The sequence below is a fragment of the Paenibacillus sp. JT22N7 genome, from assembly GCF_059383875.1.
This window is the reverse complement of the sequence record NZ_JBXENY010000001.1, coordinates 336,243-361,869: the sequence shown is the minus strand read 5'-3', so window position 1 is coordinate 361,869 and position 25,627 is coordinate 336,243. Positions and strand designations below refer to the sequence as shown.

The 25,627-nt window shown below is 48.6% G+C and carries 27 protein-coding genes; 6 read left to right on the top strand and 21 right to left on the bottom strand.

The window, feature by feature from the left end:
• Positions 1 to 28 precede the first annotated feature (28 nt).
• A complete protein-coding gene (locus tag AC50Y5_RS01565; RefSeq protein ID WP_494857983.1) occupies positions 29 to 2,347 on the bottom strand; it encodes an ABC transporter permease in 2,319 nt (772 codons plus the stop codon).
• A 2-nt stretch (positions 2,348 to 2,349) separates the two neighbouring features.
• Positions 2,350 to 3,054: an ABC transporter ATP-binding protein gene (locus AC50Y5_RS01560; RefSeq protein WP_056030144.1), complete on the bottom strand. Its 705-nt coding sequence runs from the start codon at positions 3,052 to 3,054 to the stop codon at positions 2,350 to 2,352.
• 235 nt (positions 3,055 to 3,289) lie between these two features.
• Here AC50Y5_RS01560 and AC50Y5_RS01555 point away from each other — a divergent pair, with 235 nt between their 5' ends.
• The 3 genes from AC50Y5_RS01555 to AC50Y5_RS01545 are packed head-to-tail and all read left to right on the top strand — an operon-like array spanning position 3,290 to position 5,238.
• Positions 3,290 to 3,676: a GntR family transcriptional regulator gene (locus AC50Y5_RS01555; RefSeq protein ID WP_494857981.1), complete on the top strand. Its 387-nt coding sequence runs from the start codon at positions 3,290 to 3,292 to the stop codon at positions 3,674 to 3,676.
• A 7-nt stretch (positions 3,677 to 3,683) separates the two neighbouring features.
• Positions 3,684 to 4,553, top strand: coding sequence for an ATP-binding cassette domain-containing protein (locus AC50Y5_RS01550; protein ID WP_056030152.1), 870 nt, complete (start codon positions 3,684 to 3,686; stop codon positions 4,551 to 4,553).
• A gap of 1 nt (position 4,554) precedes the next feature.
• Positions 4,555 to 5,238: a hypothetical protein gene (locus AC50Y5_RS01545; RefSeq protein ID WP_056030154.1), complete on the top strand. Its 684-nt coding sequence runs from the start codon at positions 4,555 to 4,557 to the stop codon at positions 5,236 to 5,238.
• 179 nt (positions 5,239 to 5,417) lie between these two features.
• On the opposite strand, the gene AC50Y5_RS01540 is transcribed toward AC50Y5_RS01545, so the two are convergent.
• Positions 5,418 to 6,089, bottom strand: a complete 672-nt coding sequence (locus tag AC50Y5_RS01540; RefSeq protein WP_494857979.1) for a TetR/AcrR family transcriptional regulator — start codon at positions 6,087 to 6,089, stop codon at positions 5,418 to 5,420.
• Between the two features lie 169 nt (positions 6,090 to 6,258).
• On the opposite strand from AC50Y5_RS01540, the gene AC50Y5_RS01535 reads away from it, so the two are divergent.
• Positions 6,259 to 7,227: an aldo/keto reductase gene (locus AC50Y5_RS01535; protein ID WP_056030160.1), complete on the top strand. Its 969-nt coding sequence runs from the start codon at positions 6,259 to 6,261 to the stop codon at positions 7,225 to 7,227.
• A gap of 83 nt (positions 7,228 to 7,310) precedes the next feature.
• Here the strand turns inward: AC50Y5_RS01535 and AC50Y5_RS01530 are convergent, their stop codons facing one another.
• The 6 genes from AC50Y5_RS01530 to nrdR form a co-directional block, all read right to left on the bottom strand.
• Positions 7,311 to 7,793, bottom strand: a complete 483-nt coding sequence (locus tag AC50Y5_RS01530) for a DUF4261 domain-containing protein (protein WP_494857977.1) — start codon at positions 7,791 to 7,793, stop codon at positions 7,311 to 7,313.
• 182 nt (positions 7,794 to 7,975) lie between these two features.
• Entirely contained in the window at positions 7,976 to 8,329 is a 354-nt protein-coding gene (locus AC50Y5_RS01525) for a winged helix-turn-helix transcriptional regulator (protein WP_046230239.1), read from the bottom strand.
• A gap of 65 nt (positions 8,330 to 8,394) precedes the next feature.
• A complete protein-coding gene (gene hxlB / locus AC50Y5_RS01520) occupies positions 8,395 to 8,952 on the bottom strand; it encodes a 6-phospho-3-hexuloisomerase (protein WP_056030164.1) in 558 nt (185 codons plus the stop codon).
• Between the two features lie 5 nt (positions 8,953 to 8,957).
• Positions 8,958 to 9,590, bottom strand: a complete 633-nt coding sequence (hxlA, locus tag AC50Y5_RS01515) for a 3-hexulose-6-phosphate synthase (protein ID WP_056030167.1) — start codon at positions 9,588 to 9,590, stop codon at positions 8,958 to 8,960.
• 144 nt (positions 9,591 to 9,734) lie between these two features.
• Positions 9,735 to 10,181, bottom strand: a complete 447-nt coding sequence (locus AC50Y5_RS01510; RefSeq protein WP_056030170.1) for a GNAT family N-acetyltransferase — start codon at positions 10,179 to 10,181, stop codon at positions 9,735 to 9,737.
• 168 nt (positions 10,182 to 10,349) lie between these two features.
• On the bottom strand, positions 10,350 to 10,829 hold the full coding sequence (gene nrdR / locus AC50Y5_RS01505; RefSeq protein WP_046230243.1) for a transcriptional regulator NrdR: 480 nt from the start codon (positions 10,827 to 10,829) through the stop codon (positions 10,350 to 10,352).
• 110 nt (positions 10,830 to 10,939) lie between these two features.
• On the opposite strand from nrdR, the gene AC50Y5_RS01500 reads away from it, so the two are divergent.
• Positions 10,940 to 11,158, top strand: a complete 219-nt coding sequence (locus tag AC50Y5_RS01500) for an alpha/beta-type small acid-soluble spore protein (protein ID WP_046230244.1) — start codon at positions 10,940 to 10,942, stop codon at positions 11,156 to 11,158.
• Positions 11,159 to 11,234: 76 nt separating this feature from the next.
• On the opposite strand, the gene AC50Y5_RS01495 is transcribed toward AC50Y5_RS01500, so the two are convergent.
• From AC50Y5_RS01495 to AC50Y5_RS01445, 11 genes are all read right to left on the bottom strand, one after another.
• Positions 11,235 to 11,777: a lytic transglycosylase domain-containing protein gene (locus AC50Y5_RS01495; RefSeq protein WP_331458039.1), complete on the bottom strand. Its 543-nt coding sequence runs from the start codon at positions 11,775 to 11,777 to the stop codon at positions 11,235 to 11,237.
• 38 nt (positions 11,778 to 11,815) lie between these two features.
• Positions 11,816 to 12,415: a dephospho-CoA kinase gene (coaE, locus tag AC50Y5_RS01490; RefSeq protein ID WP_056030176.1), complete on the bottom strand. Its 600-nt coding sequence runs from the start codon at positions 12,413 to 12,415 to the stop codon at positions 11,816 to 11,818.
• A gap of 17 nt (positions 12,416 to 12,432) precedes the next feature.
• Complete coding sequence (locus AC50Y5_RS01485; protein ID WP_056030179.1) at positions 12,433 to 13,170, bottom strand: MntP/YtaF family protein; 738 nt, start codon at positions 13,168 to 13,170, stop codon at positions 12,433 to 12,435.
• Between the two features lie 140 nt (positions 13,171 to 13,310).
• Positions 13,311 to 14,168 (bottom strand): DNA-formamidopyrimidine glycosylase, encoded by an 858-nt coding sequence (gene mutM / locus AC50Y5_RS01480; RefSeq protein WP_056030182.1) that lies wholly within the window; start codon positions 14,166 to 14,168, stop codon positions 13,311 to 13,313.
• Positions 14,169 to 14,216: 48 nt separating this feature from the next.
• Positions 14,217 to 16,892 (bottom strand): DNA polymerase I, encoded by a 2,676-nt coding sequence (gene polA, locus AC50Y5_RS01475; protein ID WP_056030185.1) that lies wholly within the window; start codon positions 16,890 to 16,892, stop codon positions 14,217 to 14,219.
• Positions 16,893 to 17,108: 216 nt separating this feature from the next.
• Positions 17,109 to 18,344 carry an EAL domain-containing protein gene (locus AC50Y5_RS01470; RefSeq protein ID WP_494857973.1) on the bottom strand — a complete coding sequence of 412 codons (1,236 nt, stop codon included), beginning with the start codon at positions 18,342 to 18,344 and terminating at the stop codon, positions 17,109 to 17,111.
• Positions 18,295 to 19,902 carry a GGDEF domain-containing protein gene (locus AC50Y5_RS01465; RefSeq protein ID WP_494857971.1) on the bottom strand — a complete coding sequence of 536 codons (1,608 nt, stop codon included), beginning with the start codon at positions 19,900 to 19,902 and terminating at the stop codon, positions 18,295 to 18,297. The genes AC50Y5_RS01470 and AC50Y5_RS01465 overlap by 50 nt, the downstream gene beginning before the upstream one ends.
• Before the next feature lie 254 nt (positions 19,903 to 20,156).
• Positions 20,157 to 20,915 carry a phosphate ABC transporter ATP-binding protein PstB gene (gene pstB / locus AC50Y5_RS01460; RefSeq protein WP_056030197.1) on the bottom strand — a complete coding sequence of 253 codons (759 nt, stop codon included), beginning with the start codon at positions 20,913 to 20,915 and terminating at the stop codon, positions 20,157 to 20,159.
• Positions 20,916 to 20,929: 14 nt separating this feature from the next.
• Positions 20,930 to 21,817, bottom strand: a complete 888-nt coding sequence (gene pstA, locus AC50Y5_RS01455; protein ID WP_056030200.1) for a phosphate ABC transporter permease PstA — start codon at positions 21,815 to 21,817, stop codon at positions 20,930 to 20,932.
• Positions 21,814 to 22,737: a phosphate ABC transporter permease subunit PstC gene (pstC, locus tag AC50Y5_RS01450; RefSeq protein WP_056030203.1), complete on the bottom strand. Its 924-nt coding sequence runs from the start codon at positions 22,735 to 22,737 to the stop codon at positions 21,814 to 21,816. Before pstC ends, pstA begins: the two co-directional genes overlap by 4 nt.
• Before the next feature lie 76 nt (positions 22,738 to 22,813).
• On the bottom strand, positions 22,814 to 23,770 hold the full coding sequence (locus tag AC50Y5_RS01445) for a phosphate ABC transporter substrate-binding protein (protein ID WP_056030206.1): 957 nt from the start codon (positions 23,768 to 23,770) through the stop codon (positions 22,814 to 22,816).
• Between the two features lie 167 nt (positions 23,771 to 23,937).
• Between AC50Y5_RS01445 and AC50Y5_RS01440 the strand changes: the two genes are divergently transcribed.
• Positions 23,938 to 24,840, top strand: a complete 903-nt coding sequence (locus tag AC50Y5_RS01440; RefSeq protein WP_056030210.1) for a LysR family transcriptional regulator — start codon at positions 23,938 to 23,940, stop codon at positions 24,838 to 24,840.
• Positions 24,841 to 24,903: 63 nt separating this feature from the next.
• On the opposite strand, the gene phoU is transcribed toward AC50Y5_RS01440, so the two are convergent.
• On the bottom strand, positions 24,904 to 25,563 hold the full coding sequence (gene phoU / locus AC50Y5_RS01435; RefSeq protein ID WP_056032815.1) for a phosphate signaling complex protein PhoU: 660 nt from the start codon (positions 25,561 to 25,563) through the stop codon (positions 24,904 to 24,906).
• Positions 25,564 to 25,627 lie beyond the last annotated feature (64 nt).

Here is a 25,627-nt window from a genome sequence, read left to right as displayed (position 1 = left end):
ATGGAATGCTAACAGCGCACCCGCTGCACTATTCGATACTTTTCAAAGATTCAATCATATTGATTCGTGACACTTTTCTTCGAAGCAGCAAGCTCGAAAGAATCGTGAGCCCGAATGCAAGAATAACAGATTTCAGCATGACGAACAAACTTATTTGATCCGGGATTTGCTGATGAGTGCTGGAAAGCCCCATGACAACGAGGTCATACATATAGCCACTGATTGGTAACGCTACAAGTACCGCAAAGGCGGTGAGGATGATGTTTTCAAAGAAAATTAATCGGTTTATTTTATGCTTGGGATAGCCTAATACCTTTAGGGTGGCCATCTCACGGTTTCGTTCATAAATGTTTATGGAAGATATCGTATAAATGGCGCCAAAAGAAAGAACGACGGCACTAATGATAAACATGATAAACATAAAACTATTTTGCTTCAAAATAAATTCAGCCGATTTCTTAAGATCATTTTTATCTTCAAATGCATCTACCTGCTGAGTTTGTTCAAAAAATTGGCGAATGCTTGTAAGGCTCGTGGAGCTGGTTTCCACTAATAGCGAGGTTGGCTTGTAGGCGATGCCAAGGCTCTCGAGATAAGCTGTCGTGCAATAAAAGGAAGGATTTGCATACTGGTTGGTTATTTTTACAACCTTCATATCGACTGTTTTATTGGCAAACGCTGACTCGGTGAGCTTGAGTTGAATGGTATCGCCTTCCGCAATCTTATAGTGGTCGGCATACGATTTGGGTACCAGCACACCATTGTCTTCCAAAGCGATTCGATTGTCATCTTCATCGAAGAAAGTAATGAGATTGTTTTCTTTTTCCGTTACCACTAACGTAGCATTTTCGTTATCGCCCTTTATGAATTTTACTGGAAAGGTGGATAGACCATAACTGCTTTTAACGCTGGAGGGCAGTTGCAAAGTATCCAGGGCTGCTCCTTTCTTGAAATCGACTTTTAAATCATAGGTATTCACCTCAGCAACCTGGTCAGCTACCTTTTGCAAGGAAGTTTGAGTACCGAAAGCAGTAATCAATAAAACCGTGCTCACCACTACACCAATGGAGCTCGCTAACGCTTTTTGTTTATTTAAAAATATATTTCTTAAAATGAGCTTGTAGCTGTAGGGAATACGACCCCAAATCCTCGGAATTCGTTCGATGAGCAGCTTTTTCATTTTTAGGGGCGGTTTTGGGCGCATTGCCTGGGCTGCACATTCTCGAAGTATGGCTTTGCTGCTCAAATAACTGGCCAGCATTCCAAATGCACTCGAAAACAGGATAGGTGGAATTACAGAGAAGAAGGAAAGCGAGAATGTAATGTCAGGCAGCGAGTAGGAATTTGCATTTGACGCCCTTACTAATGGAATAAATACATTAGCGGCAATGACGCAACCAAGAATGGAGCCTATGATCCCTACCAGTATCGGGTATCCCATATAATGAAGCATGATGTTTCTGTTTTTTATACCTAATGCCTTCATGATACCTACTTGGTTTCGTTGAGAATCAATAATTCGCGACATAGTGAGGAATAGGATAATCGCTTCAATTATAAAGAGAACCAACGGAATAACACTGCTCATCAATTGATTGTTTTTGATCGTTTGTTGGAGTTGAGAATAATTGAATGATCGCTCTTTACTCATATGTTCGACATAGGAGAGAGACTTGGATTTTGCTTCAATGGCTTGACCCAACCGGTCAATGTTGAAGCCTTCTTCAGCATCAACCAAGATCTCATTATAGTACAAGCTGTCTGTGAGTCGTAGTATTCCCGCTTCAGCCACATACGCAAATCCATTTGCTTTATGATCTTGGATTTCGTTCTTTTTGGCATATTCCACGTTCTCGCCCAAGCCGCTAATGGTGAATGTCACATTTTTGTCCTTCACATTTAAATTTAGCTGCTCTCCGATTCGGTACTGATGCTCTTTAGCATAATGGGAATCTAGCAAGATTTCATTGTTATGCGACGGAATCCTGCCCTCAATCATCAAAGGTGTATTGATTTTATTGTTTACAGGGATAGAATGGACCTTTAAGGTCGCTTTCGTATTTTCAAAAGCTTGCGTCGCATTGAAGCTGTACCGTCCTTCGATTTTGTTTATACCTTGGATTTTGCTTAATTCCGCCAAGTCCTGACTTGTAATGTGGTTGTAATAGACATTCAGGTCGCTTAAATTATGCTCTTTAAAATAAGCCTTCGTGTAATGATTAAGATTATCGCTTAACGTGATCAGTCCCGCATAGAAAAAAGCGCCCACTGCAATTACCAACACAAAGGCGAAAAATTGCCCGATCGATTGTTTGATGTCCCTTAATGACTTTTTAAATAACTTCATCCTTACCACTCGATCCCTTCAACGCTTTGTTTGTTATGATTCACCGTAATGCTTTCGATCCTTCCGCTTTTCACCTGAATGATTTTATCCGCCATTGGAGCAATCGCCGTGTTATGTGTGACCAACACAACACATTTCTTCGTTTCCTTGTTCAAATCTTGAAGCAGTTTTAAGACGGCCTTCCCTGTAACGTAATCCAAAGCTCCAGTCGGTTCATCACAGAGTAGAAGCAACGGATTTTTAGCGACCGCTCTCGCTATCGCAACGCGCTGCTGTTCCCCGCCAGAGAGCTGGGAAGGAAAATTTCGTATGCGGTCCCTTAGTCCAACCTTATATAAAATGTCTTTGGCATCGAGATGGTTTTGACATACTTCCGTGGCAAATTCAACATTCTCCAGCGCATTTAAATTCGGAATCAAATTATAAAATTGAAATACAAAGCCAACATTTTCACCGCGATATTCAGTTAATTTTCTTTCGCTCAACCTTGTAATTTCTTCATTGCCAACAAACACTTGACCTGAAGTAGCGTTATCCATACCGCCAAGGATATTCAGAATCGTGCTTTTACCGGCGCCGCTAGCACCAAGAACAACGACAAATTCACCCGCATTTATGGAAAAGTCAACACCATTAAGAGCCTTGATAGGCACTTCGCCTATTTTGTATTCTTTCGTTACCTTTTTGAATTCGATTAAAGCTCCCATTTTTACAGCTCCCCATATCGTATTGGATTATACTTTCCAAATACTCTATTGGCCAGGTCAGGCCCTAGGTATATTGGTATGTTACTAATGTAGTATACTATAATACCGGATTGGATAACTGTCAATAACCGGAGCAGTTGTAAAAAAAGTTGCCCGTTGTTTTCTCCTGCGTTTGTTTGTTGACAATTGTTTGTACATAAGATATGGTTTGCTACTAGATGGGAAACAAACTACGATGCTGAGTGGTGAGGCAATGAACGTCACTTTCGACGATAAGCAACCAATATATCAACAGGTAGCTGATATAATTGAAGACGATATTCTGAACGGAACCTTTCGAGTTGACGAGCAAATTCTTTCCGTGGCTCAGTTTTCTCAGCTGTTTCAAATTAATCCAGCGACCGTAGTCAAGGGGATTAGCCTGCTCGTAAATGAAGGTGTTATGTACAAAAAAAGAGGGCTTGGCATGTATGTCTCAACGGATGCGAGACAGAAGATTCAGAATCGGCGAAGAGAGCGTTTCTATAAGGAGATGTTGTCCAATCTGCTGATCGAAGCCGACAAACTCGAGCTGACAACCGGCGATATCGTAGACATGATCAAGCAGTTGAGAAAGGATTGAACGCATCGTGAGCATCGTATTGAGTTGCGACAAATTAATTAAAAAATACGGTCGAACTTACGCCTTACGGAATCTGGATCTACAGCTGGAAGAGAACGTCATTTATGGCTTGCTCGGGCGAAACGGCGCTGGCAAATCGACGTTGCTTAACTTAATCGCAGGCGGAATCCTGCCGAATGACGGCACAATTGAGGTAAGAGGAAAAAAGCTGGGCAGGGGAGAACTTCCGAAAGATTTCTGTTTCGTACCGGAGAATAACAAACGCTTCGGAGGAGCGCGAGTGATCGAAATTTTGCAGTTTGCTGCGAGTTTTCATCCCAATTGGAATTGGACATTAGCTCATAAGCTGCTCCAAACGTTTCGGCTTGATCCGGACAAAAAAATCAGACAGCTATCAAGAGGCGCGGGTTCACTCGTAGGAAACACCATTGGTCTGGCCAGCCGGGCACCATTGACATTATTCGACGAGCCAGTGCTCGGACTTGATTTTTTGATGCGTGAAAAGTTTTACAAAGAGTTAATGGAAGATTACGCAAACTACCCTCGAACGATTTTACTGTCTACGCATTTAATTGACGAAATCGTCCCTGTCGCAGAAAAAGTTTATATCATTGAAGATGGCTCCATTCTGCTTCATGATGATTTGGATCAAATACGAATGGCGGCTTTTTCTATTCGGGGAAATTCGGAAGCAGTGAAATCGTTCACAGCCGGGAAACGCGTACTGTATACGGAATCCTATGGCCACGGCACACTTGCCGCTATTTATGAACCGTTGAACGATAAGGACATGCAGCAGGCCCTCATGATGGACATTTCGATTGAAAATATGTCGCTTCAAAGGTTTTTCTCGTATTTGATCGAAGGAGGTCACTAAAGTGGGGGCATTGACCGTTCATCTAAAGGCAACCTATTTGCAAATGAGGATTTACATCTGGTTTATCATTATTTTAACTGTGCTTGGCAGACTGGCGGAGTTTATTGTTAACCTTCTTGTTAACAATAGTGGAGGTACTATCCTTTCGGCTGGCAACATGCTGATTCTCATTTTGCTTCTTTTGGCTATCGTGCTGCCACTCAGTTATTACAAACGCATCGTACAATTAGGAGCAAGCCGAAAGCAATATTTTTGGGGACTTCAATTCGTCTTTGCTGTCTGGGCAGCAGTGCTCGCTTTGCTTAATTCTTTGTGGACTCATGTTGAAGTAAATGTGCTCCAGGATCACGAGAGCACGGTTGGTCTTATAGAAGCATTTCATTGGGATGATTTTGGCTTGGCAGGTTCTTTTCTCTACCAAACCGTTTTTTATTTGATGGCGATGGCGCTGCTAAGTATGCTGATCTCCGGTTACTACCGCTTTACCGGCTGGCTGCTATGGGCTCTGATCGCTGCGGCGATCCCGGTTGGAACGTCGATTCCATCGCTGCGCGTTCATGTCGTCTCTTTTTTCAAAGCCCTATTATTCAATGGCTCGTTATTGGCGGGCGTTGGATTTAATCTTATTCTTTTCCTCACTTTCGTGGCAGGCGGCTGGCTTTTTACGAGGGGAAGAACGCACTGAATCATAACAAGTCCCGCTTCGAATTAGAAGAGACATTGAAGAGGCATATCCCCTCCCTAGACTGCATATAAAAGAAACGCCACCAACGTCATCATACAACGTTGGTGGCATTTCTTTTATATGGAATGCCTTGGAGCGAACCCCCGGGGTTTATTCCACGCGCACGGAGCGCCACTCCCCTATTGCCTCGACAGCTTTTGAACCATCTGATTCAAAAACAAATCCATCTCCGAACTATTTTCTAAGTTTACGAATTCAGATTTTATGATTTGGTGTCTCATCACTTTGTAATAATCGGATAATGCCTGCTTCAGCGATAAATGATGGAGCATCAGCAGCTTGGGATCAATCATTTTCCTAAGCATCGTGTCCATTTGAATAAGGAGAATAACGGAATTCAGACGCTGAAACACATCATTTTCCATCCCCCTGTCAAAAAACTCCCTCACCTGTTCATTGCGCAGCTCAACCTCATTTGAAAGCCTGTCATATAAGTGTGGATACAGGCTGCTTAACTCCTGCAAGAAAATATCGGACAAGTATACCGCCATCAGCAAAGACTGCTGAAACACTTTATCAAAGGATTTGGCATAGGACAAATGATCGGTCAAGGTCCAGTCCTGCACCATGTCCGAAATATATGCCACGTAGCGACCTACAACCGCTTCAATGATCTCATCCTTGGAAGCAAAATATTTATACATGGTCGCCTTGCTAATATCCATATATTTAGCTGCATCATCCATCTTCAGCGAGGAAAATCCGTTTTTTTGCAGCACGGGTATAATCTTTATAATTAGCTTTTGGATCGTTTTATTTCTCTTCTCCAATGAAGGGGATTTCGTATCCATGGGGTAAAGCCTCCTAATTCTTCATACCTCGAATTATAACCCAATCCCACAAAAATTTGAACAATGTGTACTAATTGAACTTTTTTAGATTATTTAGTTTACTTTTTAGCTTTTCACGTGCTATTGTTATCTTCAAGAAATGTAGAAATAAAAAGGAGGCTTGAACACCATGGAAGCTTTGGCATTGGGTAGTCAAGGACTGCAAGTATCCCGTTTGGGATTAGGATGTATGGGAATGTCCGAATTTTATGGGGCAACGGATGAGTCAGAGTCTTTAAGCACGCTAAGTCACGCTCTGGAGTTAGGCATTACGTTTTTTGATACGGCGGATATTTACGGTTATGACGAGGACGGCATCGGTGCAAATGAAAAGCTGGTTGGCAAAGGGTTAAGGACGCATCGTCAAGCTGTGCAGATCGCAACGAAATTTGGCTCTTTACGCAATAAAACGCAGCATCTAGGCTACAATGGAACGCCGCAGTATGTGAAGCAAGCCTGTGAGGCTAGTTTGCATCGCTTGGGCACGGACTACATCGATCTGTATTACTTGCATAGAGCAGATCCTAATGTTCCGATTACAGAGACGGTTGGAGCCATGGCTGAGCTTGTGAAAGAAGGAAAAGTCCGCTATTTGGGCCTGTCAGAAGTAACCTCTCAACAATTGGCCGATGCTCACGCTGTCTTTCCCATTACAGCCGTTCAAACGGAATATTCCTTATGGTCCAGAGAGCCTGAACTGGGTATTTTGAATGCTTGCAGAGAATTAGGGGTCGGTTTTGTCCCCTACAGCCCGCTTGGAAGAGGATTTTTGACTGGCACTCTCTCAAGTCGAAGCCAACTGGCACAAGACGACTGGCGCATGTATAATCCCCGGTTTTCTGAAGAGGCATTCGAACAAAATAGGAAGATCGTCCAAGGGATACAGCTGCTCGCCCAGCAAAAAGGAGTGACTCCCGCCCAAATCGCACTGGCGTGGGTAACCGCGCAAGGAAACGATATCGTTCCGATTCCGGGCACAAAGCGTGTGAAATATTTGCAGCAAAATGTAGAGGCATTATCCATCCGCTTAACATCTGAAGAGCTATCCAGCTTGAATGAGCTTGCTCCTGTCGGCAGCACCTTTGGCAGCCGTTATTAAGCATGACAGGCTCATCATATTGAAAATGGATTAAACGCAAAGACGCCAGCCTTAACGGCTGGCGTCTTGTACAAGCTGCTGCATCAGTCTTTTCTGTCGTTGCTTCCCCCTTGCATACCGGCATAATAAGGCTCTCCCGGATCAAGGTCGAGGACGACGCGTCGTGGTGCGGCAAGAGCATATTGATGCTCACAGCGCCAGCGTATGTCCTCGGTTCCGCCGACCGTCTCTCCATCGTTGATAACATCCCCATTTTCAAATAAATAATAGGCGATATTCCCAAAATTTTGGGCTACCTCGTTAGGGTCTAAATCATAAAAGTGGCACTGCACATCCGGAATGCCGATTGCTGCAAGCCCTAGTGTATCCATTAACCATTCCTCGCGCTCGCTAGCTGTTCCCCCTACATTATAGAAGCGAAAATTCATCGCACCGTACAACAAATTACCTTGCTCCAACATATCCAAATAGACGTTCGGCTCAACCAGCTTATCGCTCTCCTCTTCAAGAACCTGTTGCTCTTCCGGGCTTAGATCTTCAAACTGCTCATCCACATGTGTAGTCAACCATCAGCCTCTCCTTATATTCAAATATAAATGCTCGATATCATTTTATTTTAATAGGAAACACAGCCATGAACAACTTCACCAATTATAGGTTCCGATTTCAAATCAAAAAAAAGGCCGAAGCCAGAAGCATCCTCTGCCCCTCACCCCAGCCTTCCTTAGCTATCAAGCTGCTATTGCCGCTATTTCCATACGACTTCCTCGCCGTAGTTTTTGCCCCAATCGTACATCATGCGCAGCACAGGCATCAGGCTTTCGCCGTAAGCCGTTAACGTATATTCCACTCGCGGCGGAACCTCCGCATACACTTTGCGCTCAACCAGCAAATCCTCCTCCAGCTCGCGGAGCTGATTCGTCAGCATTTTCTGGGTGATATGGGGAATCATTTTCTTCAGCTCACTGAAACGTTTCGTTCCTTCAAGACCAAGATGCCACAATATGATCAGCTTCCACTTGCCCCCAATGACGGCCAGCGTAAGCTCCTTCTCGCAGTTGATTTCACGTAAATTAATACGTTCCTTTAATTCCTGAGCCATATCCATTCCCCCTCCTTCCCAGTATACATGATGAAGCAGCTTCCAGCTATGCTGCGCGCCACCTGCTACTCCAGATTCGCGTGATTGCTGTACATGGTGTTGCCGCTAAGCCCTTTCTTCTCCATCAAGCTAAGAATAACCGCATCATAGAAAATTAGAAGGCCTTGTTCAAAAAGAGAAGCCATCGGCTGCACGGTCTGCTTGGCCCCATCCTGCTCTTCCTTCGCCGCAGCTTGCAGCGTTACGACGATATGCGCCGCACGTCCAAGCGCCGACTCTGGATTCGTCGTAATGACAGCCAGCTTGCCGCCGAGCGCCTCCGCCTTTTGTGCCATCGCAATGAGGCTGCTCGTCCCGCCTGAGCCCGAACCCAACACAAGTACATCGTCTTTGCCGAGTGCACGCGTCACCGTCTCGCCAGCCACATAAGCGTCAAAGCCCATATGCACGAGCCGCATTGCAAAAGCTTTGCCCATCAGGCCTGAGCGTCCAGCGCCTGAGACGAAAACACGCGGCGCGCGCATAATCGCATCAGCCAGCTCGCCTGCGGCTTCATCCGGAATGAGCTGCGTCAGCCGCTCCAGCTCCTGTACGATTTCTCCTGCAAGCTGACTAATACGCATCAGCTTTAGGCCTGTTTGATCCACTGCTGCATTTGCGATGCAGTTGCGGATTTATTTTCAACACCCGTAATTCCGCCGCCTACGATAACCAGATCAGGCTTTGCCGAAATAACCTCTTGCAGCGTATCGATTTTGATGCCGCCTGCGATTGCGGTTTTAGCTTGTTTTACAACACGCTTGATCGCTGCCAGCTCTTCGAAGGAGTTTTTGCCTTCTGCCTGGTGATCATAGCCGGAATGGACACAAATATAGTCTACCCCAAGCGCATCAATTTCTGCTGCACGGGCTTCAATATTTTTCACATTAATCATATCGACCATAATTTTGTTGCCCTGCTTGCGAGCTTCTTCAACCGCGCCCCTAATGGTGGAGTCGTCGGAAACACCAAGAACGGTAATAATGTCCGCACCCGCTTCGGAAGCCTTCATCACTTCATAGCCGCCAGCGTCCATAATTTTCAGATCGGCCAGCACTTTGAGGTTAGGGAAAGCTTCTTTAATCGCTTTTACCGCATGCAGACCCTCGTTGATAACGATAGGTGTTCCGATTTCAACGATGTCGATAAACGACTCAACCTCTTTGACCAAAACCTTTGCTTCCTCAATGTTCACCAAATCAAGCGCCAATTGCAATTCCATGTATACGCACACTCCTTCATCAAATGTTGGAAATTGTTAACCTTGCTACAGGTTTTAGTCTAGCCCCTTTCCGACATTTGAGGAAGTACGCACTTGAAAGTGGTGTAGTTACTTGAAGGATACTATTGCGGTTTATCAGGCTTTCTAGACAATTGTATAGTTCACCCAGCTGCCTTGAACCGCATCCATTTTAGCGAAAAATTGTTGGGCCCGCTTATTTTGCGGAGCTGTTATCCAGAACATATGAGCAAAGCCTTGCTCCTGTGTGTACGTTCTGCATGTCAAAAATAGCGCTTCCTCCACTTCCGTATCCCGATACGGCTCCAGCAGAAAAAAGTCATTCATTAGCGTAATCCGCGCTGTCTTCATTGTACTAATCGTAAAATATAAAGTAGCAAAGCCAATCAGCTGCTGCTCCTTCTCTACGACAAACTGGATACCGCCCTGCTTTTCCAGCAGCTGCTCAATTAATTGATGAATTTCTGGTGTGCCCGGCCAAGGATTTTGATAGAAGCCTACGATATAGTCGTGCATTAATTCGGTCAAGCTGCCGATATCCTTCTTTTCCGCCAGCCTAATTTTGAATGACATATAAAAAAACCTCCCTTTCAACAATGAATAATTATACACTTAACTGTTTTAATATTCAACTCACTATTGTTTAAGGCGTTCTAACGCAAAAAAACAAAAAAACAACGCCTGGAGCGGCGCTGTTTTCTCCAATCTATTCATACCGCTGCTTCGGAAGCAGCATTAGATTTAATCCTTCATTCCATTGGGTGAGCTGTCCTTCGACAGCAGACTGCTAAGCTCCTTCATGAACATATCAATGTCCTTGAACTGCCGATAAACAGAAGCAAAACGGACATAAGCTACTTCATCTACTGGATACAGCTGTCCCATCACCAGTTCGCCAATGACACGGCTCTCCACCTCGGCGTGTGCAGTTGTGCGCAGCTCCTTCTCTACCTCAGAAACGACAACCTCCAGCCTTTCAGCGGGCACGGGGCGCTTCTCGCAAGCACGGATTAAACCACGCAAAATTTTATCACGGCTGAACTCTTCACGGCTGCCATCCTTCTTGATGACAACGAGCGGCGTTTCCTCAATCATCTCGAACGTCGTGAAGCGGCTTTTGCATTTCTCACATTCCCGGCGGCGGCGAATGGACTTGTTCTCGTTAGCGGGACGCGAGTCCAGCACCTTCGTTCCGGAGTAGTCGCAATATGGACACTTCATTCTCTTTTCCTCCCTTCTAAGCTATCCCTAAAAATTACCAAACAATCCCTGTAATGAAGTTCGGATTTTCGCACATAATACTTTTACCAACCGCGAGGAGGTGAACACACATGAGCGCAAACCGCAGCAGCAACCAACTGGTTGTACCACAAGCGACAGCAGCACTCGACCAAATGAAATTCGAGGTTGCTCAAGAGCTTGGAATCGCGATTCCACAAGACGGTTACTACGGTAACATGGCTACAAAGGACGCTGGTTCCATCGGAGGGTACATTACCCGCCGTCTGGTACAAATCGCTGAGCAATCCCTTGCAGGGGGCTCCCATTAATAAATAGCTCTTGTAATAACAGACAGCTTTGGCTGCTTAAGTCCTGAAGTGACGAGCAGCCAAAGCTTCTTCCTGTTTACGGCTCAAGTTCCGGGTACAAGTCTTTGTACTTATTATAATACTTCACAACCTTTTGTACATAATCGCGTGTTTCTTTATATGGAATTTTAGCGGCTTCTTCGAACGTGCCGTCCCATTCCCCCGAATCGAGCCATTGCCGGACTTTACCTGGTCCTGCATTGTAGGCAGCAATGACAACGATATTATTTTCATCAAATTGTTTGTGCAGCGAAGCCAGATACCATACCCCCAGCTCGATGCTCACATCAGCACGATTGCGCAGCGTCTCCTCTGTCACCTGCTCGAAGCCTGCCTTCTCGACAATCCATTTGGCGGTGGTCGGCATAATTTGCATCAGTCCGAGCGCACCTTTCTTCGAAACTTTGCCCGTCTGGAAATTCGTCTCCGCTTTAATAATGGCCGCCACCAGATGGGGATCAACCTGATAGCTAATGGCACTTGCCCGAATATCGGCCTTATAATCAATAGGATAGAGCTTCTTGAGCATCCATGCGGGCTGAGCGACAATAATGACAACTATGATAATAAATAATAGCAAAAACAGCCTTCTACGAGCGACCTTTCTTCTCTTGGCCCTCAGCATGTATGACCCATGCTCTGCCAAAACGCCTGAACCTGCTCCCTCGTCTGCGTCAGCGTTCCACTGTTGTCGATGACCCAATTAGCTCTGCGCTTCTTCTCTTCCATGCTCAGTTGCAGCCCCATGCGCCGCCTTGCTTCCTGCTCATCTACGTTGTTGCGCGCCATCAGGCGCTCCAACTGGATATGCTCTGGCACATACACAACAAGCACGCCTTCATATAAATGGTCCTGCTCCGTCTCATACAGCAGCGGAATATCAGCAACGACCAGCTTGCCTGGATGCTGCCGTTCATAGTCAGCCATTCGCTGCTGCATCGTAGACCGAATAGCCGGATGCAAAATCGCCTCAAGCTGCCCCAGCTGCGCTTTATTATTAAATACGATTTGGCCGAGCGCTGCCCGATCAAGTGTACCGTCTTTATGTAACACAGCTTGTCCAAACGCAGAGGCGACCGCCGCTAGAGCGGGCTCCCCTGGCAAAACAACTTCCCTTGCTACCTGATCGGCATCCACCAGCAGCGCTCCAAGCTCCACTAATAGGTGGGCAACGGTGCTTTTTCCAGTAGCAATGCCGCCGGTTAATCCGATCCTCATGCCCTTCCACCTCATCTTTACAGCAGCTTTGATATTCCAATCATAATAAGCAAAATGCCTGGCAGTACCGCCAGCGCCTGCATGCCCTTCCAATGCGAGAAGCGAAAGCCGAAGCTGATGCCCCCTAGCAAAAATAGGGCGCTAGCCGCAGCAATCACAATCGCTGTCAGCAAAGCAGGCAAACCAATCATCGCGGCCCCGATTCCTGCGCCGAAAGCATCGAGCGATAGCGCTACGCCGAGCATAATCGCCTCGGAGGCGGAAATCGTGCCCGACTTATCAACGTCAGCAGCCTGCGGTGTCCGTAAAATCTGAATGACAAGCCCAATGCGTTTCAGCTCAACAATCACAACGAGCACCGGATGGCTTGCCTCCGCAGCGTTTGTTTCTACTGCCGCCAGATCGGAACGATCCTCTGAAACCGGGCCGCTAGCACCAGAAGCGGCAGACGCATTTTCCACATCCACCTTCTTGCTTTCATGGCGATTTCGCCGCAGCTGAAGCAGCGCCCAACAGCCAATACCCATCAGCACGATGGCGCCAATCAAGCTTGCCGAGCCTGGCGACAAATAATTGGCGATAACGCTGCCTAGCTTCATAGACAATAAAATGATCAGGCCTGAACAGCACGCGATAATCAGCACGGACAGCAACGGGATGCGAATGCGGCGCAAACCATACGTAATGCCAACACCGAAGCCGTCCACGCTCACAGCAAAAGCGAGCACGATCAACGAAACCAGATGCAAAGCCAACCCTCGTCACTCCCTGCATACGCAGGTGCCCCGATTTCACCCTACAGGGCATCTGCCTATTGTTCTTCACAACAGCATATGCAGATGCATGCCTAGGGTGAATGACTACATCATGGAGGGCTTGGCTTTAGTTATCGCGATTAGCCGGCGCTTTGCTCGCCTGCTTGCTCCGGCGCCTTCTGGCAGCTAGGGCAAATATGCGTGCCTCTGCCTCCAACAACAAACTTTTCAATGGCTACTCCGCAAACCGGGCACGGCTCGTCCTTTCGGCCATAAACGAGCAGCTGATGCTGGAACATGCCCATCTCGCCTTGCCCATTTACATAGGATTTGATCGATGAGCCGCCCGCTTCCACCGCTTTGCCAAGCGTCGAACAGATTGCTGCATGCAGCTTATCCCATTCTCCGGCAGTAAGCGAGCTGGCGCTCCGCTCAGGATGGATACCCGCTTGAAACAGTGCCTCATCTACATAAATATTGCCCAACCCGACCACATATTCCTGATTGAGCAGCAGCGGCTTGATTTTCGTAGAGCGCCTTGCCAGCTTGGCATGCAACACATCGCGAGTAAATGCAGGCTCAAGCGGCTCGAGGCCCAGCTTATTCAGCGGCGGCAGCTCAAACTCCGTGCCCGGCGTGAACAAGTGCATCGTGCCAAACTGCCTGACATCTTTATATCTTAAATCCGTTCCATCCTCAAAATGGAACAGGACATGCGTATGAAGCTCGATGGGCTCATCGCTTTGAAATAATCCATAGCGGCCTTCCATGCGCAAATGCGATACGAGCACAAGCCCGTCCATGACGATACGCAAAAACTTTCCGCGCCGCTCGACCGTCTCGATTGTCATGCCGACGAGCGCATCCTCAAATTGCTCCGGCACAGCCGGACGCTGAATAATGCGGGGCAGCCGCACCGTAACCGATTTAATCTTTTTTCCTGCAACAAGCTCAATTAATGTTCGTCTAACCGTTTCTACCTCTGGAAGTTCCGGCATTGCATCTCACCTCAACGTCTATTATACCTGATTTCCGCTCCCAGCGGGTTATTTCGCTTCATACCAGTTCGCTCCAAAACTGACGTCCGCCTTAAGCGGAACATCGAGCTTGATGGCGGATTCCATCACTTCAGGAAGAAGTTTCTTCATCTGTTCCAGCTCATCCTCTGGCACCTCAAATACCAATTCATCGTGTACTTGGAGCAGCATGCGGCTTTTGAGCTTCAGCTCGTGCAGCTTCTTATTCATATGCACCATCGCCAGCTTAATAATGTCCGCTGCTGTGCCTTGGATCGGCGAATTCATTGCGGTGCGCTCTGCGAAAGAGCGTTTATTGAAATTCGAATGATTAATATCCGGCAAATACCGCCTGCGATCGAGCAAAGTCGTCACATAGCCTTGCTTCGCCGCCTCGACTTTAATCCGATCCATAAACGACTTCACGCCTTTGAAGACGCCGAGATATTGCTCAATAAACCGACCGGCTTCATTTCGCGTAATGTTCAGGTTGTTGGACAGCCCAAAGTCGCTGATGCCATACACAATGCCGAAATTGACCGCCTTCGCCGAGCGGCGCATATTGGAATCCACCTGATCCTCGGTTACGCCAAATACGTCCATCGCCGTTTTTGTATGAATGTCCATGTCCTGAATGAACGCTTCCTTCATATTCTCATCGCCGGAAATATGGGCGAGCACGCGCAGCTCAATTTGCGAATAGTCTGCTGCGAGAATGGTCCAGCCAGGCTCGGACGGAACGAATGCTTTGCGGATTTTGCGGCCCTCTTCCAGACGGATCGGAATGTTTTGCAAATTCGGGAATTGGCTGCTCAGACGGCCTGTTGCCGCTATCGTCTGGCGGAAATACGTATGGATTTTGCCTGTCTGCTCGCGAATCTCCTTGAGCAGCCCTTCCACATAGGTGGATTGCAGCTTCGCCAGCGTCCGGTAATGCAAAATCAGCGGAACAATTTCACTGTATGGCGCCAGCTCCTCGAGTACCTCGGCATCTGTCGAGTAGCCCGTTTTCGTCTTTTTCCTCGCGGGCAAGCCCAGCTTCTCGAACAGCACCTCGCCCAATTGCTTCGGCGAATTCAAATTAAATTCCATACCCGCCTGCTTGTAAATTTCCGTCACCAGCGTCGTAAGCTGACGCTCCAATTCGCTGCCAAGCATCTCCAGCTCCGCCTTCTCGACGCTGATGCCCTGATGCTCCATCCCCGCCAATATAACGGAGAGCGGCAGCTCCAGCTCTTCATACAAGCTGAGCATGCCTGTTTCCTTCAGCTCGTCGCGCTGCAAAGGCGCCACTCTGCGCACCGCATCGGCTTTCGTTGCCAGATGCTGATACAGCACGGCCGCAGCTGGTACTTTAAGCTTCGCTCCTTTGCCGTATACCGACTCATCGCTAGGCACAGCTGGCTGTTCGTAGCGATGGGTAATGCCGGAGAGCAAAAGGCTCGATTCCGTCGGATCAATCACATAAGCAGCCAACTGGACATCAAAGCTCACGCCGCTCAGCGTGATGCCCGCCCACTTCAAAGCCAGCTCCACTTTATGCGTATCAAAGCCGACCTTCTTCTTGCTAGGATCAGCGAGCCAGCTCCGCAGCGGCTCTGCGAAAGCTTCCTTCAGCGCGGCGAAAGGCAGCGCATATGCCGCTTCGGCGTTTGCCAGCGCCAGCCCGACCAGCTCAGCCTGATGCGGATTTTCGCCTATCGCTTCCACATATAGACCGAAGCCGCTGTCATCTGCTTCAAGCGCCTTCATCAGCTCATCGAGCTTCGGCGCATCCGCAGCCGACTCTATCGCAATCAGGTTCAGCTCGGCCGCTTCGCCTGCTGAACCGCTTCCTTCGCCGCTCAGTCCGAGCCGTTCCTGAACGGATCGGAATTCCAGCCGGCGCAGCACATCCGCAAGCGCGGGCCCATTAAAGCCGCTGTAGCGAATCGCCTCCGGCTCCTGCTCAGGCGCAAGCGGCACCTCGCGGTGAATCGTCGCGAGCTTCTTGCTCATCACCGCATCCTCTTTATGCTGCTCGACCTTTTCCTTCATCTTGCCCTTCAAGCTCGCTGTATTCGCCAGCACTTCTTCAACCGTGCCGAATTCATGCAGCATCTTGAGCGCTGTTTTCTCGCCAACACCCGGAATGCCCGGAATATTGTCGGAGGCATCGCCCATCAGCCCTTTTAAATCAATGATTTGATTCGGCGTCAGTCCGTATTTCTCCTTAATTTCAGCCGGAGAATATCGCTCCTGCTCGCTCACCCCTTTGCGCGTCAGCGCTACGGTCACATGCTCCGATACGAGCTGGAGCATATCCTTGTCTCCCGTGACGACAAGCGTCTCGACCTTCTGCTCGTCCGCAAGCCGGGTGAGCGTGCCAATAATATCGTCCGCTTCAAACCCGTTCAGCTCAAACTGCGCAATTTGAAAAGCCTGCAGCAGCTCCTTGAGCACCGGAAACTGTTCCGACAGCTCCGGTGGCGTTTTTTCCCGTCCGCCTTTATATTCTGCATATCCTTCATGGCGAAAGGTTGCCTTCCCTGCATCAAATGCAACGAGCACATGCGTCGGCTTCTCGTCTTCCAGCAGCTTAAGCAGCATCGTTGTAAAGCCATATATCGCATTCGTATGTAAACCAGCCGAATTCGTAAGCGGAGGCATTGCAAAAAATGCCCGGTACGCAATACTATTGCCATCTAACAACATCCATTTATCCATTATTGACACCTCATTTATCGGTTCTAATGGTTATCATACCATAACTGCAAATGCCTTTGCTTCCTTCTCGCGCTGGGCAGCCAACATTCCTGAAAACCCGCTTCCGCAGCTAGCATTAGCAAGGCTGCCGTCCACTTCATACATGGCCCATTTCGCGAAAAAAAGCTCTCTCCAAGCTCCATATGGATCGCTCAGAAACAGCTTTTCTCATCCCGGCTATCGCCGCTGGACCAGACCGGCAATCTCGCCCGGGCGCCCTAGCAAATAGCCTTGGGCATAATGCACGCCCATTGCCTTTACTTTGTCCAGCTCCTCTTGATGCTCAATGCCTTCGGCGATAATGCCAATCGCCATTTTGTCGGCCAGCTGGACAAGCGTATGCACAATATGCTCCTTCATCTCGTGCTCATGAATGCCCATAATGAGGGAGCGGTCTACTTTTATATAATCCGGCTTCAGCTCAATAATAGCCTGCAGCGACGAATATCCTGCGCCTACATCGTCGATTGCGATTTGAAAGCCTTGACGGCGATACTGCGCAAGTGTAGCAAGCACGGAGCCATAATCCTGAATAGCCGAACGCTCCGTAATTTCAAAGACGATATGATGGGGCGACAAGCCTCGCTGCTCCATCATTTTGGCGAGCCTGTCGGGGTAAAAGCTTCCTTCATTTAGCAATTGCGCCGTCATATTTAGAAACAGCTTCTGATGCGGCTGAAGGCCGGTGATGCCCTCCACTGCCTGCTCGCGCGCCGTCTGATCCAGCCGTGCAACCTCTCCCGACTCTTCTGCGAAGGCAAACAAGTCGAGCGGACTGGAAAACCATTTATTTTTAGGAAATCGGGTGAGTGCCTCATATCCGAATGCTGCCCGCTCGCTGCCGATTTCCTGTAGCGACATAATCGGCTGATAGACCGGAATGAGCAGCTTGCCGCGAATTAGGCCGTTCAAATATTGAAGCCGCATGGCGCGTGTTAAAGCTTCCTTCTGCTGCCCATATAATAGCGCTCGCTTAGAAGCTTCATACAGGCGGGAGACTGGGCTTCCGGTATCGCCGCGCTCTACCAAACCTACGCCTGCATGCAGACGCATATCCGGCATGGCTCCAAGCTCGGCGCCACTGAACCCCCGCTCGGCTTCCTCCTGCCATTTGCCTGCGGCTTGCAGCAAATTTCCCTGCAGCTCCTGCTGCTGCAAATCCGGCAAAGCCATTACAATATACAAATCTTCGCCCATCCAAAACTTGTCCCGTACATGGACAGCTGTCTCCGGGTTCGCATAAATCATTAACTCTATGTATAGCTTCCATCTCTTCATAAATGAGGGGGGCAGCTGCTCAAAGGTTCCTGCAGACTGTTTACTGTGCCAGGATAAATAGATAACGCCAATATTTTCCGGCTTTTCATCCACTATAAGGTTGCTTCGCTGCACTATCGCTTGATGATGTCCCACGTCTCACTTCGATCCCCTCTGTAGCATTGCGTTCTTGTGTGCAGGAGGTCATATCTTCCATGACATACACACTGCCTTTCTGCATCTTGGCACGCTTCTTGAGCTTCGCTGTTAAAGTAGATATGTGGCTTGGCGCCGTCCCGCCGGAAGCAAGCATTAAAGATAGGGACAAAGTAACCCCCTCCTGCTCCACCGTGTTGCCGTGACGATCCTCCACCATGCTGACCTCCACTCCACCGTAATACCTTTTTACCCCGCCGTCAAAACGTTCAATCAACCTGCTGCAAATTTTTTCAGCATAAGAGGCTTCCATCACCATAATGAAATCATCACCGCCAATATGCCCGATAAAGTCGCTTGCCAGCCCATATTCTTCCTTGATGCCAACTAGCGTATCCGCCAAAAAACGAATGAGCGCATCGCCTTGGCTAAACCCAAAGCAATCATTAAACCATTTGAAATAATCCAAGTCCGCATAAATAACGGCGAACGGCTTGTCGCCACTGCTTCTGCGAGCCAGCTCCAGCTGGATGCCCTCATTGCCGGGCAGACCCGTCAGCGGGTTGGCCGATCTTGCCGCCTCCATCCGCAGTGTCGTAATGCGCTCCAAAATATCGCGAACCGTCGTTGCGCCAAGCAGCTGGCCTCGCGCCGTAATAATAACGACATCATACAAATGGGAAATATCCCGCGCCATCGCCAGCTGAGATACATGCTCAATCGGCATGTCCGCATCCACGATTAATGGCGATGCATTCATAATTTTCTCAACAGGACGAGTGGAATAAAGCGGCAGCCCATATTTCCCAGCTAACAGCTCATGCAGCTTTTGCTTCATCAGCAGGCCGACGGGGCGTCCCTCCTCCTGCAGAATCACGCATTGCTCCTTGCCGTTCATATTGAAAAAATCGGCAACTTCCGTCACGCGCGCCTGCGCTGAAAAGACGGGAAACGGCGCTGCCTGCTCGCCAATGCTCATGCCTGGGGCCGCATAATAAGCGATCGCCGCTTCTTCCGGTTCAAGCGCAACCGCTATCTCCTGCCGACTTTGCCTTTCTTCAAGCGCCAATGCCGCCGTTGTTTCCAGCTGCCTATCTGGACCCGGGCTCTTGGCCGCTTCCACTGCCTGCTTGCTTGAAACCCGCATGCTGCTCATTTCCGCTCGCCGCCAAGCTTCCCTAAGCGCTTTCCATGCGGCTTGCTCAGCCGCTTCATGGCTCTGCCCCGCAGGCGGATATGCGATTACATGACCTATAATAACTGACTGCTCCCGGCTTGCGAGTGTATACAGCTCTGCTGCGCTGTCATTCATCGCCTGCTCAGCTCCAAGCTTCGAGCCGTTGCAGCCGAGCATTAAATAATACTCATGTCCAAAGCTGCGCTTCCAGATCAGGTTGAACGGCTTCAGCCTCCGCTCCCATGTCCGCAGCCATGATTCGGGCAAGGCTCGTTCCTCCGTAAGCCGTATATATATGACGCCAATCCCCCCAAGCCGCCAGCTTTCTCTCATCACTTGGAGCAGTTCTATATGGATCAGACCAATTGCCATCTCGTCCATGCCAGGTCTCCCTTTAGTCTTGGTTGTTCTGCTTCTACATTACCAGCCAAATGTGAGCAGAGTAACATATTCATGTAAACTATCTGTAAAGCACAAGACTTTTGCCCTAGCTGCCGCAAGCAGGCTTGAGTGCTATACCTACTTTTTAGCATATAAAAAAACAACTCCATACCGGCTTGCTTAGCAGGCAGAAGTTGTTGCTGGGGCATACAGGGTTTCCTTATGGCTATGCGGGAAGCATGCGCGCAAGGGGATCACCCGAAACGACCGGAAATATAGTCGCTCGTTTCTTTTTTGCTGGGATTCGTAAACATTTTCTCTGTATTTTCGAATTCCACCAGCTCGCCGGACAGGAAAAACGCCGTTTTGGCCGAAATCCGCGCCGCTTGATGCATATTGTGCGTGACAATTACGATGCAGTAGTCCTGCTTCAGCTCCGTGATCAGTTCCTCTACCTTCGAGGTCGAAATAGGATCGAGCGCCGAAGCAGGCTCATCCATCAAAATAATGTCCGGCTTGACCGCAATGGAGCGGGCAATACACAGCCGCTGCTGCTGTCCGCCAGACAACCTAAGCGCGGACGTATGCAAGCGGTCCTTCGTCTCTTCCCAAAGCGCCGCTTTGCGGAGCGATTCCTCCACCAGCTCATCGAGCTCACTTTTATTTTTGATGCCATGGTAACGCGGGCCAAAAGCAATATTTTCATAAATCGACTTGTGAAAAGGGTTCGGCCGCTGCCATACCATGCCGATGCGTCTGCGCAGCAGCACCACATCGGTTTTCGGATTGTTGATATCCTCATCGCCAATCCAAATCTCACCGGTCATTTTGGCATTCGGAATCAAATCGTTCATCCGGTTCAGCGTCCGCAAAAACGTCGATTTCCCGCAGCCGGACGGCCCGATGAGCGCTGTAACCTGTTTATTTTCAAAATCGATCGATACATTTTTAACAGCCTTATTGCTGCCATAATAAACGCTTAAATCGCGTACGGATATGCCATTTTCAGCCATATGCTGCCATCCTCCTATTTCGTAGCGGTAAACTTGCGGTACATGAAGCGGCCGAGCCAGCGTGCGAGCAAATTAAACAGCAGCACCGTGATGACCAGTACAGCCGAAGCTCCAGCAGCAATTTCCGCAGCATCGGGAGCTAGCCCCTCAGAATTGATTTTCCAAATATGAACCGCAAGCGTTTCAGCCGGACGCAAAGGGTTAAGCGGAGATACCGGACTAAATGGGTTCCAATCCGAAAAATCGAGTCTAGGCGAGCTCATGCCTGCCGTAAAGAGCAGCGCCGCCGCTTCGCCAAATACGCGGCCTGCAGCCAAAATCGTGCCCGATACAATAATCGGCAAAGCGATGGGCAGCATCGTTGACGTAATCGTCTTCCACTTCGTCAAGCCCAGCGCCAGACTCGCTTCCTTCTGCTCTCTTGGCACGCTTTTGAGGCCCTGCTCCGTAATCCGCACCATGAGTGGCAGGTTGAATACGGTCAGCGCAAGCGCACCCGCAAGCAAGGAAAAACCAAGACCGAAATAATTGACAAGCATAAGTAAGCCGAACAAACCTACAATAATGGAAGGAAACGAAGATAGTACCTCAACGACAAGCCGGATAAAATCAGTCAGCTTGCTCGGCTTCGCATATTCACTCATATAGATGCCTGCGCCAATCCCAATCGGAACGGTGATGATCATCGTAAGCACGAGCAGGAACAAGGAGTTGAACAACTGCGGCCCAATGCCTCCGCCCTCTCTGAACGATTCAGGAGCCGAGGTCAGGAAGCTGAAGCTAATATGGCCTAGCCCGCGCACAAGAATGAAGCCGAGCAAGCCGATCAGCAGCAGCACGATGAATGCAGCTACGCAAATAATGACGGCTGTGGCAATTTTATCTACTGTTTTTGGTTTCATAGTTTAGACCTGCCTTCCAGCCAGCGTACGATAAATACGAACACGAATGTCATGAGCATCAAAATCATCGCAAGCGACCACAAAGCATTGTTATGCGTTGAGCCGGCAGCAGTGTTGCCCATGCTGAGCGTTATAGCGCTTGTCAGCGTCGAAGCCGACTCAAACAGGGAGCGCGGCACAAAAGGCGCGTTGCCGATAACCATCTGTACAGCCAGCGCCTCGCCGAATGCCCGGGCAATACCGAGCACGACACCCGTCATGAGCGCGGGAAGCGTGGTCGGAATAACGACGCGATAAATCGTTTGCCAGCGTGTGGCACCGAGTGCGTACGAGCCTTCCTTAAGTCCAGCAGGCAAGGATGCTAAAGCATCTGTCGCAACCGTCGTCATCGTTGGCAAAATCATTATGGACAATACAAGGGCGCCCGCAGCTACACCTAAACCTTGTCCAGGAAAAATATCACGGAATAAAGGCACGATGACGCTAAGACCGATAAAACCGTATACAACGGATGGAATGCCCGCCAGCAGCTCAATAACCGGCTGCAAAAATTTACGTCCGAATTTCGGCGTAATTTCAATCATAAAGATCGATGCGCAAATGCTAAGTGGCGCAGCAAGCAGCGCGGCAAGCAGCGACGTGCTGAAGGAGCCGAAGATGAACGGGAATGCGCCGAAGGATGGGGGAGATCCTTCCGGACTCCATTTTAAACCGCCTAACAGCTCAAATACGTTTACATGATCTTTAAAAAAGGTGCTTAGTCCGCGGGAAGCGACAAAATACACCATGGCAATAATCGTCGCAACCAAAAACAGAACACATAAGGTTGTATATACTTTACCGACCCATTCTTCAACAAAATGGTTATTGCCCGCGGTACGGCCATTGCCCGCCGTTTTTTTCGGTATCGTCTGCGCCATAATAATCTCCTCTATACAGCCAGAAAGAGGCAGATTGCGAATCCGCCTCTTGTGCTGGCCTATGAATGATTAGCTATTACTTCTTAGTGATGTTGCCGTCAAGATCGCGAACGACTTGCATTTGGCTAGTTGGGATGTAACCCAGCTCAACAACCAAGCCTTTTTCGTTTTGGATTTCTTCGCTCATCATGTATTCCAGGAAAGCTTTTGCTGCTGCATCAGGCTCGCCTTTTGTATACATGTGCTCGTAAGCCCATACTGGATACGTGCCGTTGGCTACGTTTTCTACGTTAGCTGCTACGCCGTCATAGCTTACTGTTTTGATGGAATCATCAAGGTAAGAAAGAGCAAGGTAACCGATAGCGCCTGGTGTTTCACCGATAATTTTCTTAACCGTACCGGACGAATCCTCTTGGATCGAGCCTTGAAGATCTTCGGACTTCTGGCCAAGTGCATATTTCTCAAAAGTAGCGCGAGTACCGGAGCTTGCTGGACGGTTTACGATTACGATTGCTGCATCATCGCCGCCAAGGTCTTTCCAGTTCGTTACTTTGCCTGTGAAAATATCAATCAGCTGTTGTTTCGTCAGGTTGTCTACTTTTACATCCTTGTTCACAACTGCTGCCATAGCGACTACTGCCACTTGGTGGTCAACCAATTCTTTTGCTTTATCTGCATCCAGCTTCTCTTCTGCATAAACGTCGGAGTTGCCGATATTTGCTTGTCCTTCGGATACTTGCGTCAGGCCTGTACCGCTGCCGCCGCCTTGTACTTGAATCGTAACGCCGCTGTTTTTCTCCATAAACATTTTCGATGCTTGGTCAACCAATGGTTGCAGGGCAGAGGATCCAGTTGCAAGAAGCGAGCCTGTTAAACCAGATGCTTCTGCTGACGGTTCAGCGGAGGGCTCTGTGGATGGGCTGCTTGAGCTTGTTGTGTTGCCAGCTGTTGTACCTCCATTGTTTGCTTGGCCGCATGCAGCCAGTGTAAATGTCAGTACCATTGCCATAATCAACATCAAAGACTTCTTCATTTCTTATTTTCCCCTCTCAATACCTTGTTTGCTTCACAAGACCTATTGTAGATCGGGGGCATTAACCTAATGTTTTCTGTTTGTAAAATTATCAATTAAATCTCATAGATTTTTTCTATGAATGTGGATATGATATAGATAAAATGAAAGATTTCAGGAGGCAGCTCATGAGTTTGTTAAAAATGAAGTTAATGGTCCTCATCGATCGCTATAAACAGATCACGGCGGTGGCCAATGCCTTGCAAATCAAACAGCCTACCGTCAGCTTTCATATGAAGAAAATGGAGGAGGAATGGGGCGTCAAGCTGTTCGAGATGCGAACGGGGAAAGTGCTCCTCACTCGCAATGGAAAGCTGCTGCTTCATTATGCGTCGCAAATCGACCAATTATATAGCGAGGCGGAGTCGAGACTTGGCGCCATTCATGCGGCAGAGAAAAATCGTTTTGTAATCGGCTGTACGACCAGTACCGCCGCTTACCTCACAAACAGTACCGCAATGGGAAAGCTGCGGACCCTTTCCGAAAGCCATGCCGCTATTATGTCCATCGCCGTTCATGATGAGGAGGAGCTTTATCAGAAGCTGCATCTGGGAACGGTTGACTTTATTATGTATGGGGAAGGAAAACAGCAGGTTGATGGCGGCGAATTCCGCTATCAGACGATTGGCGCCTCGCCGCTCCGGGTTATGATTCCTCAGCAGCATCCTTTATATGCTTGGTCAGAAGAAATTTCATTGGACTCCCAGCTCGAGAAATATGAGTTTGCCGAGCTTGCTGACAGCTCCGTCGCACAGCGTATACATGAATGGAGCCGCAAGCACCAGTATTCCTTAACCTCGCATGCGTCCTTCGGATCGGTGGAGCTGCTTATAAATGCCGCCGCAGCCTGCGGTGACCTTGCTATATTGCCCGAATGCTTACTGCCGCAAGCGGCTAAGCTAGATGAGCTTGGATTACAGCTTGCCGCCCTTGACAGTGAGGCAGCCCGGTGGCCGATGATCGCCAGCTGGCGCAGCCAGCACTGGGATCAAGCTTTTATGCAGCAGGTGCTGGATAGAATCAGCTTATAAATTAAGAAAAGGCTCCATTTCCACAGCAGCGTGGAGACGGAACCTTTTTCACTAGTTATGAGGCTAAACGTTCAAATCTGGTCTTGTGCCTGTCACAATGTAGACGACGCTCTCACCGATGTTGGTGGCGTGGTCGCCGAAGCGCTCCAGGTAACGGCCAACAAAGCTAAGCAGCGAGGATTGCGTAATGTTGCGGGGGTTTTCCATCATTAGCGAGTAAAGCTCACGGGTAATTTGCCCGTACAGCGCATCGACCTGATCGTCATCCTTGGCCATTTTGTAAGCGAGGTCGACATTTTCTTGAATGAAGGATTGGATAGATTCCGTTGTCATCATTTGTACAATTTCGGCCATGCGCGGAAGATCGATGAGCGGTTTAATCAGCTCCTGTCCTTCCATGCGCAATACGACCTTGGCAATATCAACCGCCAGATCGCCCATCCGCTCCAAGTCGCTGGCAATGCGGAAGGAAGATAAAATCCGGCGCAAATCCTTCGCTACCGGCTGCTGCGTCGCAATGAGCTTTGCCCCAAGCTCTGTTACTTTCTCCTCCAGTTGATTGAGCGAAGGATCAGCAGCAATAACCTGCTGCGCGCGCGCCACATCAACGGCTTTTAGAGCTTCGATGGATTCGACCAAAGCATTTTCAACAAAATTCCCCATCTCAATTACAAAATTATGCAGCTGCTCGAGGCCGAGGTCGAACTCCTTGCGTGTTGTCATCATTTTAAATTTCCTCCCAAATGATCAATCTTTACATGGAAAACGCATGAGCCCGCTTATTCGG

Excerpts from the sequence above, each read along its gene's own strand:
- pstC (WP_056030203.1), bottom strand. The coding sequence starts at position 22,737 with ATGGCGCAGACGATACCGAAAAAAACGGCGGGCAATGGCCGTACCGCG.
- AC50Y5_RS01440 (WP_056030210.1), top strand. The coding sequence starts at position 23,938 with ATGAGTTTGTTAAAAATGAAGTTAATGGTCCTCATCGATCGCTATAAA.
- pstA (WP_056030200.1), bottom strand. The coding sequence starts at position 21,817 with ATGAAACCAAAAACAGTAGATAAAATTGCCACAGCCGTCATTATTTGC.
- coaE (WP_056030176.1), bottom strand. The coding sequence starts at position 12,415 with ATGAGGATCGGATTAACCGGCGGCATTGCTACTGGAAAAAGCACCGTT.
- AC50Y5_RS01465 (WP_494857971.1), bottom strand. The coding sequence starts at position 19,902 with ATGGACGAGATGGCAATTGGTCTGATCCATATAGAACTGCTCCAAGTG.
- hxlB (WP_056030164.1), bottom strand. The coding sequence starts at position 8,952 with ATGCGTATTAGTCAGCTTGCAGGAGAAATCGTACAGGAGCTGGAGCGG.
- AC50Y5_RS01525 (WP_046230239.1), bottom strand. The coding sequence starts at position 8,329 with ATGGCTCAGGAATTAAAGGAACGTATTAATTTACGTGAAATCAACTGC.
- AC50Y5_RS01445 (WP_056030206.1), bottom strand. The coding sequence starts at position 23,770 with ATGAAGAAGTCTTTGATGTTGATTATGGCAATGGTACTGACATTTACA.
- AC50Y5_RS01510 (WP_056030170.1), bottom strand. The coding sequence starts at position 10,181 with ATGTCATTCAAAATTAGGCTGGCGGAAAAGAAGGATATCGGCAGCTTG.
- AC50Y5_RS01565 (WP_494857983.1), bottom strand. The coding sequence starts at position 2,347 with ATGAAGTTATTTAAAAAGTCATTAAGGGACATCAAACAATCGATCGGG.
- mutM (WP_056030182.1), bottom strand. The coding sequence starts at position 14,168 with ATGCCGGAACTTCCAGAGGTAGAAACGGTTAGACGAACATTAATTGAG.
- pstB (WP_056030197.1), bottom strand. The coding sequence starts at position 20,915 with ATGGCTGAAAATGGCATATCCGTACGCGATTTAAGCGTTTATTATGGC.
- AC50Y5_RS01500 (WP_046230244.1), top strand. The coding sequence starts at position 10,940 with ATGAGCGCAAACCGCAGCAGCAACCAACTGGTTGTACCACAAGCGACA.
- phoU (WP_056032815.1), bottom strand. The coding sequence starts at position 25,563 with ATGACAACACGCAAGGAGTTCGACCTCGGCCTCGAGCAGCTGCATAAT.
- AC50Y5_RS01535 (WP_056030160.1), top strand. The coding sequence starts at position 6,259 with ATGGAAGCTTTGGCATTGGGTAGTCAAGGACTGCAAGTATCCCGTTTG.
- nrdR (WP_046230243.1), bottom strand. The coding sequence starts at position 10,829 with ATGAAGTGTCCATATTGCGACTACTCCGGAACGAAGGTGCTGGACTCG.
- hxlA (WP_056030167.1), bottom strand. The coding sequence starts at position 9,590 with ATGGAATTGCAATTGGCGCTTGATTTGGTGAACATTGAGGAAGCAAAG.
- polA (WP_056030185.1), bottom strand. The coding sequence starts at position 16,892 with ATGGATAAATGGATGTTGTTAGATGGCAATAGTATTGCGTACCGGGCA.
- AC50Y5_RS01555 (WP_494857981.1), top strand. The coding sequence starts at position 3,290 with ATGCTGAGTGGTGAGGCAATGAACGTCACTTTCGACGATAAGCAACCA.
- AC50Y5_RS01560 (WP_056030144.1), bottom strand. The coding sequence starts at position 3,054 with ATGGGAGCTTTAATCGAATTCAAAAAGGTAACGAAAGAATACAAAATA.
- AC50Y5_RS01540 (WP_494857979.1), bottom strand. The coding sequence starts at position 6,089 with ATGGATACGAAATCCCCTTCATTGGAGAAGAGAAATAAAACGATCCAA.